At 64.6% G+C, this 14992-nt stretch carries 13 protein-coding genes; 4 read left to right on the top strand and 9 right to left on the bottom strand.

The features are described 5' to 3' along the window. The first annotated feature begins 2 nt into the window (after positions 1-2). From rbfA to pnp, 4 genes are all read left to right on the top strand, one after another. Positions 3-419 (top strand): 30S ribosome-binding factor RbfA, encoded by a 417-nt coding sequence (gene rbfA / locus HBJ55_RS20115; RefSeq protein ID WP_167119342.1) that lies wholly within the window; start codon positions 3-5, stop codon positions 417-419. Further along, entirely contained in the window at positions 419-1336 is a 918-nt protein-coding gene (truB, locus tag HBJ55_RS20110) for a tRNA pseudouridine(55) synthase TruB (protein WP_167119339.1), read from the top strand. The genes rbfA and truB overlap by 1 nt, the downstream gene beginning before the upstream one ends. A gap of 106 nt (positions 1337-1442) precedes the next feature. Next, positions 1443-1712, top strand: a complete 270-nt coding sequence (rpsO, locus tag HBJ55_RS20105; RefSeq protein WP_167119336.1) for a 30S ribosomal protein S15 — start codon at positions 1443-1445, stop codon at positions 1710-1712. Positions 1713-1902: 190 nt separating this feature from the next. After that, entirely contained in the window at positions 1903-4035 is a 2133-nt protein-coding gene (gene pnp / locus HBJ55_RS20100; protein ID WP_167119427.1) for a polyribonucleotide nucleotidyltransferase, read from the top strand. Positions 4036-4251: 216 nt separating this feature from the next. Here pnp and HBJ55_RS20095 read toward each other — a convergent pair whose 3' ends face one another. The 9 genes from HBJ55_RS20095 to HBJ55_RS20055 form a co-directional block, all read right to left on the bottom strand. Further along, positions 4252-5427, bottom strand: coding sequence for an acetyl-CoA C-acetyltransferase (locus HBJ55_RS20095; protein WP_167119333.1), 1176 nt, complete (start codon positions 5425-5427; stop codon positions 4252-4254). A 119-nt stretch (positions 5428-5546) separates the two neighbouring features. Further along, entirely contained in the window at positions 5547-5927 is a 381-nt protein-coding gene (panD, locus tag HBJ55_RS20090) for an aspartate 1-decarboxylase (protein WP_167119330.1), read from the bottom strand. 31 nt (positions 5928-5958) lie between these two features. Further along, positions 5959-6807, bottom strand: coding sequence for a pantoate--beta-alanine ligase (gene panC / locus HBJ55_RS20085; RefSeq protein WP_167119328.1), 849 nt, complete (start codon positions 6805-6807; stop codon positions 5959-5961). Between the two features lie 30 nt (positions 6808-6837). After that, positions 6838-7629, bottom strand: coding sequence for a 3-methyl-2-oxobutanoate hydroxymethyltransferase (gene panB, locus HBJ55_RS20080; protein WP_167119325.1), 792 nt, complete (start codon positions 7627-7629; stop codon positions 6838-6840). 110 nt (positions 7630-7739) lie between these two features. Further along, a complete protein-coding gene (folK, locus tag HBJ55_RS20075) occupies positions 7740-8243 on the bottom strand; it encodes a 2-amino-4-hydroxy-6-hydroxymethyldihydropteridine diphosphokinase (protein ID WP_167119322.1) in 504 nt (167 codons plus the stop codon). Continuing rightward, a complete protein-coding gene (gene pcnB, locus HBJ55_RS20070; RefSeq protein WP_167119319.1) occupies positions 8240-9640 on the bottom strand; it encodes a polynucleotide adenylyltransferase PcnB in 1401 nt (466 codons plus the stop codon). Before pcnB ends, folK begins: the two co-directional genes overlap by 4 nt. 856 nt (positions 9641-10496) lie before the next feature. Then, positions 10497-11888 (bottom strand): sigma-54-dependent transcriptional regulator, encoded by a 1392-nt coding sequence (locus HBJ55_RS20065; protein ID WP_167119316.1) that lies wholly within the window; start codon positions 11886-11888, stop codon positions 10497-10499. Continuing rightward, the gene (locus HBJ55_RS20060; RefSeq protein WP_167119313.1) at positions 11866-14823 is read right to left on the bottom strand and encodes an ATP-binding protein; all 2958 of its coding nucleotides are present in this window, start codon (positions 14821-14823) and stop codon (positions 11866-11868) included. The genes HBJ55_RS20065 and HBJ55_RS20060 overlap by 23 nt, the downstream gene beginning before the upstream one ends. Further along, on the bottom strand, positions 14813-14989 hold the full coding sequence (locus tag HBJ55_RS20055) for a hypothetical protein (protein WP_167119311.1): 177 nt from the start codon (positions 14987-14989) through the stop codon (positions 14813-14815). Before HBJ55_RS20055 ends, HBJ55_RS20060 begins: the two co-directional genes overlap by 11 nt. Between the last annotated feature and the right edge of the window lie 3 nt (positions 14990-14992).

The following is a 14992-nucleotide window of genomic DNA, read 5'->3' as shown; positions in this document are numbered from 1 at the left end:
GCATGCGCGAGTTCAAGCGTACCGACCGGGTCGGCGACCAGTTGCAGAAGGAGCTGGCCGTGCTGATCCAGCGCGAGGTCAAGGACCCGCGCCTGGGCATGGTCACCGTCAGCGGGGTCACGGTCAGCCGTGACCTCGGCTATGCCGACGTCTACGTGACCCTGCTGGGCGAGGACAGCCCCGAGCGCATCAAGGAGAACCTCAAGGTTCTCAAGCAGGCGGCGGGGTTCCTGCGCAGCCAGATCGCCCGGCGCATCAAGCTGCGTCACGTGCCGGAGCTGCGCTTTCATTACGATGAAAGCGTGGTGCGCGGTCAGCGGCTCTCCTCGCTGATCGACGAGGCGATCGGAAGCGACCGTGCCCGTCATCCTGGCGAGGAAGGCGAGCCGGATGGCAGCGACGAGGGAGAGCGCGGCTGATGGCGCGTCGCCGCCGCGGACTGCCGGTCAACGGCGTGCTGCTGCTCGACAAGCCCAAGGGCGCCTCGAGCAATCACGCCCTGCAGCGCGCCAGACGCCTGCTGCAGGCCCAGAAGGCGGGCCATACCGGTACGCTGGATCCCATGGCGACCGGGCTGTTACCGGTCTGCCTGGGTGAGGCGACCAAATTCTCGGCCCACCTGCTTGAGGCCGACAAGGTCTACCGCACCCGAGTACAGCTCGGCGCGGTGACCGACACCGGCGACGCCGAGGGCGAAGTGATCGAGCGCTGCGAAGTGCCGCTACTATCGGCCGAGGACATCGAGCGGGTGCTGGAGCGCTTTCGCGGCGAGATCGACCAGACGCCGCCGATGTATTCGGCGCTCAAGCATCAGGGGCGCAAGCTCTACGAGCTGGCCCGTGAGGGCAAGAGCGTCGAGCGTGCAGTGCGCCGTGTGACGGTGTATGATGCCCGGCTGCTTGCCTTCGAGGGCGAGGTCTTCGAGCTCGAGGTTCGAGTCAGCAAGGGTACCTATATCCGTACCCTGGCCGAGGACATCGGCCGTGCACTCGGCTGCGGGGCGCATATCACCGCCCTGCGTCGGCTTGCCACCGGCCCCTTCGGCAGCGAAGGAATGCTGGCGCTGGAAACTCTCGAGTCGTTGCCGGGTCAGAGCGAACGCGAGGCGACGCTGCTGCCGGTCGACGTGCTGGTGGCTCACCTGCCGCGGCTCGATGTGGATGAAGCGGCAAGACAGCGGCTCATGCACGGGCAGTCGGCCAACGTCGACGGCGCTGGTGCGAGGGTCGGTGAAACGGCAAGACTCTACTGCGACGAGGCCTTCCTGGGGCTCGGCGTGGTAACCGGGCCACAGGAAGTGGCGCCGAGACGGCTGCTCAACACGGCGGCCGGTTGAGGAAGCGCGACGACTCGCTGCTTCCTGAGGGAGAGACGCCCGAGACTGCAAATATGCGTGGTCTCACACATTCACGTTTCAGGCATATTGCTTACTGGAGAAACAGATGGCACTTACCGCTGAACAGAAGGCCGAGATCGTCAAGGAATACAGCCGTGGCGATAACGACACCGGTTCCCCCGAAGTTCAGGTGGCCTTGCTGAGCGCCAATATCGACGGCCTGCAGGATCACTTCAAGACCAACAAGCAGGATCACCACTCACGTCGTGGCCTGATCCGCATGGTCAACCAGCGCCGCAAGCTGCTCGACTACCTGAAGCGCAAGGATCTGGCGCGTTATCAGTCACTGATCCAGCGCCTCGGCCTGCGTCGCTAAGAAAAAGGCATTCGCAACGCGAATGCACCTTTTCTTGGTCATTGAACGGGTAGCCCCTTGGGCTGCCCGTTTTGCGTTTGTCAGGGTGAAAACGGCCGTATAGGTGGCTCTCGCGCGCGTCAACCCCTAAAATGGTCGCCGAGTCAAAAACGACCCATACATGAGTAGAGACAAGTTGAAGGAAGTCGCCGTGAATCCGGTCAAGAAAACGTTTCAGTACGGTCGCAGCACCGTCACCCTGGAAACCGGGCGCATCGCCCGCCAGGCCACAGCTGCCGTCATGGTCACCATGGACGACACCGTGGTGCTGTGCACCGTGGTAGCCAAGAAAGATGTCAAGCCAGGCCAGGACTTCTTCCCCCTGGCGGTGTTCTATCAGGAGAAGACCTACGCCGTGGGCAAGATCCCCGGCGGCTTCTTCAAGCGTGAGGGGCGCCCCACCGAGAAGGAGACCCTCACCTCGCGGTTGATCGACCGCCCGATTCGCCCGCTGTTTCCCAAGGGCTTCATGAACGAGGTGCAGGTCATCTGTACGGTGCTCTCCACCGATCGCAACCATGACCCCGACATCGCCGCCATGCTCGGCACCTCCGCGGCACTGTCGATCTCCGGCGTGCCGTTCAAGGGTCCCATCGGCGCCGCCCGTGTCGGCTTCGACGAGGACAAAGGGTATTTCCTCAATCCCACCGTGGAAGAGCTGGCCAACTCCGAGCTGGACATGGTCGTCGCCGGCACCGAGAAGGCCGTGCTGATGGTCGAGTCCGAGGCCGATGAGCTGCTCGAGGACGAGATGCTGGGGGCCGTGCTCTATGGTCACCAGGAGATGCAGGTGGCCATCACGGCCATCAACGAGCTCGCCGCCGAAGCCGGCAAGCCCAAGTGGGACTGGCAGCCGCCTGCCGAGAATACTGCACTCAAGCAGGCCGTCGCCGCGGGCTTCGAAGCCAAGGTCGGCGAAGCCTACCGCATTACCGACAAGATGGCCCGCCAGGACACCCTCGCCGTGCTCAAGGAGCAGGCGGTGGAGCAACTGGCCGGTGAGGAAGAAGGGCAGTTCGACGCCGACGAGGTCAAGGGTGCCTTCGCCGGCCTCGAGAAGAAGGTGGTGCGCTCGCGAGTGGTCAAGGGTGAGCCGCGCATCGACGGTCGCGACCAGAAGACCGTACGGCCTCTGGCCATCGAGGTGGGCAGCCTGCCCAAGACCCACGGTTCGGCGATCTTCACCCGCGGCGAGACCCAGGCGATCGTCATCGCGACCCTGGGCACCCTGCGCGACGCTCAGTTGATCGAATCGCTGGAGGGCGAGCGCAAGGACCGCTTCCTGCTGCATTACAACTTCCCGCCCTACAGCGTGGGCGAGGCCGGCTTCATGGGCGGCCCCAAGCGCCGCGAGATCGGCCACGGACGCCTGGCGCGCCGCGGTGTGCAGGCCATGCTGCCCGACGAGGCGGATTTCCCCTACACCATCCGCGTGGTCTCCGAGATCACCGAATCCAATGGCTCCAGCTCCATGGCGTCGGTGTGCGGTGCTTCACTGGCGCTGATGGATGCCGGCGTGCCGATGAAGGCGCCGGTGGCGGGCATCGCCATGGGCCTGGTGAAGGACGATGACGGTTTCGCCGTACTCACCGACATTCTCGGTGACGAGGACCATCTGGGCGATATGGATTTCAAGGTGGCCGGTTCGGCCGCCGGCGTCACCGCTCTGCAGATGGACATCAAGATCGAGGGTATCAACGAGGAGATCATGGAGATCGCCTTGCAGCAGGCCCACGATGCCCGTCTGCACATTCTCGAGCAGATGAACACGGTGATCGGCCAGAGCCGCGCCGAGGTTTCCGAGAACGCGCCCTCCATGGCCACCATCAAGATCGACCCGGAGAAAATCCGCGACGTCATCGGCAAAGGCGGCGCCACCATCCGCAAGATCTGCGAGGATACCGGCGCCTCCATCGACCTGGACGACGATGGCACGGTGCGCATCTACGCCGAGGACAAGGCGGCGGCCAAGAAGGCCATCGACATCGTGCTGTCGATCACTGCCGAAGCCGAGATCGGCAAGCTCTACCGCGGCAAGGTAGTGCGCATCGCCGACTTCGGTGCCTTCGTCAACATCATGCCGGGCACCGACGGCCTGGTGCACATCTCGCAGATCGTGCCCGAGCGGGTCAACGACGTGCGCGATTTCCTCAACGAGGGTGACGAGGTGGTGGTCAAGGTTCTCGACATCGACAACCGCAATCGCGTGAAGCTCACCATCAAGGAGATCACGCCGGAAGAGAAGGCCGCCTTCGAATCCGAACAGACCGAGGCCGCGCTGTAAGCGCCACTCGACGCCGAAAAGCGAACTGCCCCCATGGCCTGGCCGTGGGGGCAGTTTCGTAGACGTCTCTTATAAGAGGAAGCGCTGATTCATGTTGCGAGCGATGAGAGGCTGATCGCCGCCGGAGCGCAGGAACCGGAATGTAGCCCGCTACATGAGGATTCCGAGCACCGCCGGCGGTCAGGATATCGAGCGCAGCAATGTATCAGGGTTTTCTCACCTCTCAATTGCGAGGGCGACCCCCTGCCCGCCGCCGATACACAGCGTCGCCAGGCCCTTCTTGGCGTCGCGAGCGATCATCTCGTGCAGCAGCGAGACCAGCACGCGGCAGCCGGAGGCGCCGATGGGGTGACCAAGGGCAATGGCGCCGCCGTTGACGTTGACCTTGGAGGTATCCCAGCCGAGTTCCTTGTTGACCGAAAGCGCCTGGGCAGCGAAGGCTTCGTTGGCTTCGACCAGGTCGAGGTCGTCCAGGCTCCAGCCGGCCTTCTCCAGGCAGCGGCGGGTAGCCGGTGCCGGGCCGATGCCCATGATGGCGGGATCGACGCCGGCATTTGAATAGGCGGCGATGCGCGCCAGCGGCTCGAGGCCGAGCTCGCGAGCCTTGTCGGCGGAACAGATCATCACCACGGCGGCGCCGTCGTTGATCGAGGAGGCGTTGCCTGCGGTGACGGTGCCGTCCTTCTTGAAGGCGGGCTTCATGGTGCCGAGTTTGTCGGCGGTCACTTCCCGCGGGTTCTCATCGGTATCGAAGACCACCGGATCGCCCTTGCGCTGGGGAATTTCCACGGGGACGATCTGGCCCTTGAAGCGTCCTTCGCGGATGGCCGCGGCGGCCTTCTGCTGCGAGGCGGCGGCGAACTCGTCCATGGCCTCTCTAGTGATACCGTACTTCTCGGCGAGGTTCTCGGCGGTGATGCCCATGTGGAAATCGTTGAAGGCATCCCACAGGCCGTCGTGAACCATGGTGTCGATGGCTTTCCAGTCGCCCATGCGCTGGCCGTTGCGCGAGTTGGGCAGTACGTGGGGCGAGGCGGACATGTTCTCCTGGCCGCCGGCGAGGATCAGTTCGGCGTCGCCGCAGCGAATCGCTTGGGTCGCCAGGTGCAGTGCCTTGAGGCCGGAGCCGCACACCTTGTTGATGGTCATGGCGGGTACGGCCGCGGGCAGGCCGGCCTTGATGGCGGCCTGACGCGCCGGGTTCTGGCCCACGCCGGCAGTGAGCACCTGACCGAGCAGCACCTCGTCGACCTGGTCGGGGGCCACGCCGGTGGAGGCCAGGATGTCCTTGATCACCAGCGCACCGAGGTCACTGGCGGGGATGCCGGCGAGCGACCCCCCGAAAGCGCCGATGGCGGTACGACGAGCGGCTACGATCACCACATCTTGCATTGGAATTCTCCTGAGTCGTTCAGACGCTGAGGGGACCAGCATAGGCGACTATTGTGCGCTGCGGCAATGCCTCATGCGGAGATGGCCCCATACGCGCCGCCAGCCGCTTTGCCGGGCCGTCAGGCGAGCTGGACGGGAATGGCATTGCTGGTATGGCTGACGACGTTGCCTTCCTGCAGGTAGACGAGACGCGGCTGGTGGTTCTCCAACTCGGCCTCGCTGTAGTGAGCATAGCTGCAAATGATCACACGGTCGCCGGGGCCTGCCAGGTGCGCGGCGGCGCCGTTGATCGAGATGACCTGCGAGCCCTCTTCGGCGCGAATGGCATAGGTGGTGAAACGCTGGCCGTTCTCGACGTTGTAGATCTGGATCTGCTCGTTCTCGCGGATGCCGGACATGTCCAGCAGTTCGCCGTCGATGGCGCAGGAGCCTTCGTAGTTGAGCACGGCATGAGTGACACGGGCCATGTGCAGCTTGGCCTTGAGCATGACGGTGAACATGCGGATTTTTTCCTCCGAGGTACTTGCCGCCTCAGCGCGGCAGGGTCAGGGTCAGGTTGTCGATCAGGCGAGTCGTGCCCAGGCGGGCGGCGGTGAGCAGCACGGCCTCGCGGGTGTCGGACGCTATCGGCCCCAGGTCGGCGGCGCGCAGCTCCAGGTAATCAGTCTCGAAACCGGCCTCGCGCAGCCGAGCCAGGCCGACCTCGAGCGTCGTTTCGACGGGCTCGCCGGCTTCGAGCGCCTCGCGCAATGCGGCCAGGGTGCGCTGCAGTTCGGGGGCGGTGGCGCGCGCGGTGGTGTCGAGATAGCCGTTACGCGATGAAAGCGCCAGGCCATCCTCGGCCCGCACGATGGGTACGCCGACGATCTCGATGGGAAAATGCAAGTCCTCGACCAGCTTGCGGATCACGGCCAGCTGCTGATAGTCCTTTTCGCCGAAGCAGGCAACGTCGGGCTGCACCAGATTGAACAGGATGCTGACCACGGTAGAGACACCGTCGAAATGCCCGGGCCGCGAGCTGCCACAGAGCCCCTCGCTGACGGCAGGGACGCAGACACGGGTCTGATCGCCGAGGCCACGCGGGTAGAGAGTGGCGACACTGGGAGTGAACAGCAGGTCGCAACCGGAGGCTTCCAGCTTCGCCTGGTCGTCGGCCAAGGTGCGCGGATAGGCGTCGAGATCCTCACCCGCACCGAACTGCAGCGGGTTGACGAAAATGGTGGCCACGACCACGTCGGCATGCTGGCGGGCAGTATTCACCAGTGCCAAGTGGCCGGCATGGAGATTGCCCATGGTCGGCACCAGCCCGATGCGCTGTCCACGGCGACGGTATTCGCCGAGGGTTTCACGCAGCGCAGGAATGTCTCGCAGGGTACGCATCAGCGGGCCTCCTGAAAGGGACGAAAGGAACTAGAAACTGTGTTCCTCGGCCGGGAAGCGACGCGCCTTGACGTCCTCGTGGTAGCGGCGAAACGCACCGGCGATGTCGTCGGTCTCGGCCATGAAGTTCTTGACGAAGCGTGGCGTGCGGCCGTGAGTGACGCCGAGCACGTCGTGCATGACGAGAATCTGGCCATCCGTGTCAGGACCGGCGCCGATGCCGATCACGGGCACGTCGAGGGCCTCGGTGATGATCTTGCCCAGGCTTGCCGGCACGCACTCGAGCAGGATGACCGAAGCGCCCGCATCGACCAGGGTGCGGGCATCGGCAAGGATCTGCTCGGCGCGCTCGGCGTCGCGGCCTTGTACCTTGTAGCCACCGAGCTGGTAAACGGTCTGGGGTGTCAGGCCCAGGTGGGCACATACCGGTACCCCGCGGCGGGTCATTTCGCGGATACCGTCGGCCATCCAGGCTTCGCCCTCGACCTTGACCATCTCGGCGCCGGCGCGCATCAGTTCGGCAGCGTCATTCAGCATGCGCTCGGTAGTGGCATTGCTCATGAAGGGAAGGTCGGCCATCAACAGGCTCGCCCCCTTGGCACCTGCCACGCAGCGAGTGTGGTAGCAGATGTCGTCGAGGGTCACCGGCAGCGTGCTGGTGTGGCCCTGCAGCACCATGCCCAGCGAATCGCCAACCAGCATGACCTCGATACCCGCTTCGGCGATGGTACGCGCGAAGGACGCATCGTAGGCGGTCAGGCAACTGAAGGTTTCACCTGCGTGCTTGTAGGCCTGCAGTGTGCTTAGCGTGACGGATTTCATGGCATGCTCTCATTGTGACTCGGGCGACCGGCGTGGAGCTTCTAGCGCCGGTGCTGCGCGTGATTGTTACCAGAATACGACGGTCGTGTCGACTGGTAACACCTCGCCCCTCAGTTCGCGTCGTCAGGTAACACTTCGACCTCGCCAGCCGCGTCGAGTGCTCCCGCCAGTTCCGCAATGCGACGCCCGTCGGGTAATTGCAACCGCGGCGCCAGCTCGACGAGTGGCAGCAGCACGAAAGCGCGCGACGCCATCTCGCGGTGCGGCACCTGCAGGCGTACCAGCTTCAGGGTCTCGTTTCCGTACAGTAGCAGGTCGAGGTCGAGGGTGCGGGGCCCCCAGTGGCGCTGGCGAATCCGGTGATGACGCTGCTCCAGGGCCTGCAATTGATCGAGCAGGGCCAGCGGAGAGAGGCGAGTACGCAGAAGAGCGACGGCATTGATGAAATTCGGCTGGTCTTGAGGACCGACCGGGCGGCTGGCATACAGCCGCGATGCGGCGATGCGCTCGGTCAGGGGCAGGGTGCCGAGTTCATCGAGCGCTCGGCGGACCTGAGCGACCGGGTCGTCGAGGTTGCTGCCGAGCCCGACATACACGTCGACGGGCGGTATCATGAGTGGCCGGAGGAACTCCGACGTCGACGCTTGCGCGGGCGCCGGCGGCGGGAATTGTTACCGCCGGGGTCGGCATCGGCGCCGGCCTTTTCCAGCAGGCGGCGTTGCTCGTGCTCGTCACCCTCCTGATAGGCCGTCCACCAGTCGCCAAGGCCGGGTTCGATCTCGCCGGCGGCCTCGCGCAGCAGCAGGAAGTCGTAGGCGGCACGAAAGCGCGGGTGCTCGCGGGTCTGCAGGGCGCGCTTGCCGCGTCGCTGGGGCAGGCGTTGCTGCAGGTCCCAGATATCGCGCATCGGCATGCTGAAACGCTTGGGAATCGAGATGTGCTTCAGCTGGCGCGACAGGACTTGCTGCGAGGCCAGCTGCAGCGCCGGTATGGGTGGCATGCCCTCGGCTTCCAGCGCGGCCTGGCGGCGCTGTACGGGGCCCCACAGCAGGGCGGCGAAGAGAAAGGCCGGCGTCACCGGTTTCTCTTCGCGTATTCGCCGGTCGGTGCTGGACAGGGCGTGCGCGATCAGCGGCTCGGCCCAGGGCAGTTCGGCCATGGCCTCGTCGGTCTCGGGGAAGAGCATGGCGAACAGGCCATAGTGACGCAGCAGGTGGAAGGTCTCCACGCCATGGCCGGCCATGAACAGCTTGAGTACTTCGTCGAACAGACGGGCGGGCGGGATCTGCAGCAGCAGCGGCGCCAACTCAGTGATGGGTGCTTCCGAGTCCGGTGCGATATGGAAATCGAGTTTGGCCGCGAAGCGCACCGCACGCAGCATGCGTACCGGATCCTCGCGGTAGCGAACGGCGGGGTCTCCGATCAGGCGTAGGGTGCGCGACTCGATATCGCGCATGCCGTCGGCGAAGTCGTGGATGGAGAAATCCGCAATGCTGTAGTAAATCGCATTGACGGTGAAGTCGCGGCGAATGGCGTCTTCCTGAATGTTGCCCCAGACGTTGTCGCGCAGCAGCAGGCCATGCTCCGACTGCTGGGCGATATGATCGCCGTGGTCATCGCCGTGGGTGCCGCGAAACGTCGTGACTTCTATCACCTCGCGGCCGAAGCGCACGTGCACGATGCGAAAGCGACGCCCGATGATGCGCGAGTTGCGGAACAGCTCCCGCACTTGCTCCGGCGTGGCATCGGTGGCGACGTCGAAATCCTTGGGCATCTTGCCGAGCAGGGAGTCGCGAATGCAGCCGCCCACCAGGTACGCCTCGAAGCCGGCATTATGCAGGCGATAGAGCACCTTCAGTGCCGCCTCGCTGAAATGCTGGCGCGAAATGGGATGTTGATCGCGGGGAACGATTCGAGGGCCTGCCTGCCCTCCGGAAGCGTCCTGGGGGCCAAAGAGTGTCCTGAGGTGCGTGCCAGGGCTCTGCAGAAAGCGGGTAAATCCTTTGAACATGCGGCGATTTCGACTCGCAGTGTGCGAAAGTTGTAGAGTGTAGCCGACCGCCGACACCTTGCAAAGCGGCGGAGGGTTCACCGTAAGGACTTGGCAGGAGAACACAAAGCAAAAGAGGAGGCCGTTGGGCCTCCTCTGACAAGCAAAACGGTGCTGCGTCCTTGCGGCTGTTTCTTCTTCGTGATGGCGCATCGCCTTGAATACGCACCACAGTCACCAAGAATCACAGGCAAACAGTGTTGTTGTGATTGTTGACGTTCCTGGTTGCGACCGCCTCGTATTCAAAACAATAATCCAACCACGACGGCACAGGAGATATGCCTGCCTTCGGCTTGTTGATGTTGTTGCCGAAGGTGCGCTTTTGCGGCCGTTGTTCTTGTTGTGGGCCGGGGTTGGCGCGTCGCGTCCTGATGGATCCGGTGCTTCGCTCAGATATTGTTGTTGTTGGCGAATAAAGCGAAGGGCGGCTCTTTCTGGGGCGTCTTGTCATTGTTGCCCCTGGCCGCATCCTCTTCACAGCCTGCCATTGTTGTTATTGGCGCAGGCCCTGCCTTCCCTGATGCCTTGTTATTGTTGTTGGCTCGGGGGCAGCCGGATGTTGTTTTTCTTGCCCTGAATATTGCACGGCACATGCCAGGGTGGCTTTTAGCGTATGCAGAACAATAAGTTACAATTTCCTCTTTGGCGTGTCCCTGATCGGCATGGCTGGTGTGTTACCCCTGCTGCGCCATGTCGGGGCAAATTCTGGGTGGGAAGGTAACACCTGGTGCAAAGGAGCCCGGGCGGGCACAAAAAAGCGCCTTCGACGAACCGGTCGAGGCGCTTGGACGTTAGTCGTAGAAGGACGCTTTTCTCGTCAGGCGCTACTGCGCCGGGCTTGCTTCTTGCGCGGAATGCCCAGGCGCTGGCGGCGCTCCCATAGGCATTTGCGGCTGATCCCCAGCTTCTGTGCAAGCTCGGTCTCGCTCATGTGATCCTGATGTTCAAGCACGAAATGCTGGAAGTAGTCCTCGAGCGAGAGGTCCTCTTCGGCATCCGCTTCTTCGCCTTCTGCCTGGTTAAGTGCTGGCTTGGGCTCGACAACGCTGCGTGCCTGGGTCGGCAGGCCCGGCCTCAGGCCCAGGTCATCGGGATGGATCAGGTGGCCTTCGGCCAGGATCACGCCGCGCTCGAGGGCATTCTCGAGTTCGCGGACATTCCCGGGCCAGGGGTAGTCGCGAATCTCACGACGTGCCGCCCGCGACAGGCGCAACCCCTCACGGTGATGACGTCGGCAGGCCTTCTCCAACAGCACATCGGCGATCAGCAGGATGTCGTCGTCGCGCTCGCGTAAGGGCGGCAGGTCGATCTGCATCACGTTGAGCCGGTAGTAGAGGTCGAGGCGGAATTCACCGGTCTTGGACAAGGCCCGCAGGTCGCGGTGGGTCGCGGCGATCAGGCGCACGTCGACATGGCGTGTCTCCACCGAGCCGATCCGGCGGATCTCTCCCTCCTGCAGCACGCGCAGCAGGCGCGCCTGGGCGTCGAGTGGCAGCTCGCCGATCTCGTCGAGGAACAGGGTGCCGCCGTCGGCGGCTTCCACGAGGCCGGTGCGGGCGGCACTGGCCCCGGTGAAGGCGCCCTTCTCGTGGCCGAACAGCTCCGACTCGATCAGGGTCTCAGGGATGGCGGCGCAGTTGACGCAGATCAGCGGCGCGTGGGTGCGCTGGCTCTGCTGATGGATAGCCCGTGCCACCAGCTCCTTGCCGGTGCCCGATTCACCCTGGATCAGCACGGTGACGTCGGCCGGAGCGGTCTTGCGGATGCGCGTGTAGACCGACTGCATGGCCGCACACTCGCCGATCATGGGCTGGCGAGAGCCGCCGGCATCGGTGACGTCGGGCGGCGGGGCGCGATGCGACGACTGCTGGTGGAGCACTCGGGCCACGGTCTCCAGCAGTTCATCGTGGTCGAAGGGTTTGGCCACGTAGTCCACCGCACCCTGTTTCAGCGACTCCACCGCCGAGCGCATGCTGGCGTAGCTGGTCATGATCAACACCGGCACCGGTGCGGCCTGCTCGATCAGGTCGGTGCCGGGCTCTCCGGGCAGGCGCAGGTCACTGATCACCAGATCGAAGCCGCGCGGCTCCAGGGCCAGCGCCTCGTCCACGCAGCCGGCCTCGCTGACCTGATAGTCGTGGCGCTCCAGCAGCCTGCGCAGCGCAGTGCGGATGATGGCTTCGTCTTCAACGATCAGAATCCGGCTCATCGGTATGTTCACCATCCTCTCGTTCGGTGGGCAGCCACAGGCAGATGCGAGTGCCCCGCTCCCGCCCTGGGGGCGGCGATTCGATCTCGATCCTGCCGTGGTGCTCGGCAATGATACTGTAGACCAGCGGCAGGCCGAGCCCGGTGCCTTCTCCCGGCGGCTTGGTGGTGGTAAAGGGTTCGAACAGGTGCTCGCGAACCCGGTCGTCCAGCCCATGCCCCTCGTCGGTAACGGTGACCTTCAACATGCCGCCCTCCGGTTCGGCGTCGATCACCACTTCGCCTTCCGGTTCGCTGGCGTCACGTGCATTGCTCAGCAGGTTGATCATGACTTGCTGCAACCGCTGGGTGTCGCCGAGTACCACGAGCCCGGCGGGGCAGAGATTACGGTAATGAACATCCTCTCCCGATCGCGCCAGGCGGATCAAGTGCAACGCCTCGTCGGCGATGGCCGCGATGGAGACCGGGGCCAGGCTAGTGCCCTTGACGTGGCGGCCGCCGTGGGCGAAGCCGACCAGCGAACTGACGATGCGCGAGATTCGGTCGGTCAGCTGCTGGATCTGCTGGGCAGTCTCCAGGACTTCGGGGTCGTCGGTGTCATAGCGCAGGTTCTGTGCCAGCGACGAGATGCCGGTCACCGGGTTGCCGATCTCGTGGGCCACGCCGGCGGCCAACTGGCCGATCGAGGCCAGCCGTGCGGCATGAACCAGCTCGTCCTCGAGCCACTTCATCTCGCTGTGATCCTCGATCAGGATCACGGTGCCGCCGCGCACGTCCTCGTCGGCCTGCAGCTCGGCACGGTGGAAGGTCAGGTAGCGCACGCTGCCATTGAGCTCGACCGGCTGCTTGTAGAGGTAGTCGTTGGGCTCGACCAGGGCACGGCCCATCAGCTCGGCCCAGGGGGCGGGCAGCCCGTCGCGACGGGCGCCCACGACGCCGGCGCCGTCGATGCCGGAGAGCGCTGCCAGGGCATCGTTCCACATCAGCAGTTCATCGTCGACGCCGAAAGCACACAGCCCCACCGGCAGCCGGGCGAGAATACGTCGATGGTAGCGGCGCAGGCCGTCGAGTTCGCGCGCCAGTCCGGTGAGCCGCGAGCGATAGGCTTCCAGCCGGCTCTCGACGAAGTGGATGTCATCGGTGGGTTCCTGGCCGCTGCGCCGGTAGGGCAGGTAGCGGTCGACGATGTCCTGGGCCACCGAGGGTCCCATCAGGCCGGAGAGGTTGGCCTGGATACGGTCGCGTAGCCGGCGCAAGGCGTAGGGGCGACCATCCAACGGCGACATACCGAGATCGGTGAGCGCACGCTCCACTTCGCGCTGGGCAACATCCTCGCCCAGCGCTTGTGCCAGCGGCTGCTTGAATTCTTCGCCGGAAGTGGCGAGCAGTGGCAGCCGCTTGGGGCGGATCACGGCGTCCACCGAGCATGCTTCGGCGGCGGCACGTTCGCCCTCGGAGGTGGGCGTGGCCAGCGAGACGATGATGAAGACGAGGATGTTGAGCGCCAGCGAGACCAGGGTAACCACGTACCAGTTGGGCTCGCCGACGAGCAGCTCCATGCCCGGCGGGATCAGGAGCAAGCTGGGCAGGCCGGTGAGCAGCGGCAACCACAGCCCGACGAGCCAGACCAGTACGCCCACGACCAGGCCCGACACCATGCCCTTGCGATTGGCGCCTGGCCAGTAGAGCAGCGCCAGCAGTCCCGGCAGGCACTGGGCCATGCCGACGAAGGCCGCAAGCCCCAGGGTGGTCAGGTCGTGGTGGATGCCCACCGTGCGATAGAACAGCCAGCCGCCGAGAATTACCGTGGCCATCAGCGCCCGTCGCAGCCAGCGCAGCCAGCGATAGAGGTTGGGCTGGGCCTCGGGGGGGTGGGCGACAAGCAGCACGTGGTTGAGAATCATGCCCGATAGCGCCATGGCAATGATCACCAGGGTACCGCTGGTGGCTGCCAGGCCGGCGAGGAAAGCCAGTGCCTGGACCCAGAACGAGTCTGACAGACCGAAGGCCAGGTAGGCAGCACTTAGCGCCTCATGGCTACCCAGTCGTTGGCCTGCCCACAGTAACAGTGGCACCGGGATCGCCATCAGTAGCAGGAACAGCGGCAGCGACCAACTCGCCTGCAGCAGGGTGTGGCGCGACAGGGTCTCGGCAAAGGTGATATGGAAGATGTGCGGCATCAGCAGGGCTGTCGCGAAGAACAGCAGCAGCAGCGTGCGCCAGTGGGTGGCGTCCGGCTGCACCACGCTGGCTTGAAAGGCCTGTCCGGGACCATCCAGCCAGATCTGCAGGTCGGCTGGACCATCGAAAACGATGAACAGGGCGAAGGCGCCCAGTGCCAGCATGGCAACCAGCTTGACCACCGAGGTCAGCGCAATCACGGCGAGCAGGGTGTCATGCCGAGCCGGACCATTGCCATGCCGCGTACCGAAGATCATGGCGAACAGCGCAATCAGGGTACATAGGGCCAGGGCCATCAAGGCCGGCGAGGCGGCGCCGGTCATCAAATGGATGGCGTCGCCCAGGGTCTGGACCTGCAGTGCCAGCAGCGGCAGCACCGCCAGCAGGCTGATCACGGTGATCAGGGTGCCGACCCAGCGCGAGCGGAAGCGGAAGGCGAACAGGTCGGCCAGCGAGGCGAGCTGGTGGGTGCGAGCCATGCGCTGGATCGGTACCAGCAGTACCGGTGCCAGCAGGAAGGCACCCGCCGCGCCCAGGTAGTAGGCCAGATAGCCATAGCCCGAGCTGGCGGCCAGTTCCAGGCTGCCATAGATCGCCCAGGCGCTGGCGTAGACGCCGAGCGCGAGGGTGTATACGGCGGGATGGCGTGTCACGCGGCGGCTGAGCCAGCCCCGCTCCACCGCCAGGGCGCAAAGGAACATCAACAGCAGGTAGCCGGTGCCCAGGAGGAAGACGCTGGCGAGACTAGCGTTCATCGAGTTTCCTCTTCTGCTCCAGCCACAGCGTCAAGGCGATCAGCACCCCCCAGATAACGAAGGGGCGATACCAGGCGACGCCCGGGCTCGACCAACCGCTCATCAGCAGCGGCGACAGCAGATAACCGCCGAAGACCAGGAACAGCATGATGCGATAGACGTACATTGG

Origin of the sequence: Billgrantia bachuensis, assembly GCF_011742165.1 — a bacterium.
GTDB classification, from domain to species: domain Bacteria; phylum Pseudomonadota; class Gammaproteobacteria; order Pseudomonadales; family Halomonadaceae; genus Halomonas; species Halomonas bachuensis.
The sequence above is the reverse complement of the archived record's forward strand: the minus strand, read 5'-3'. Positions and strand labels throughout refer to the sequence as shown.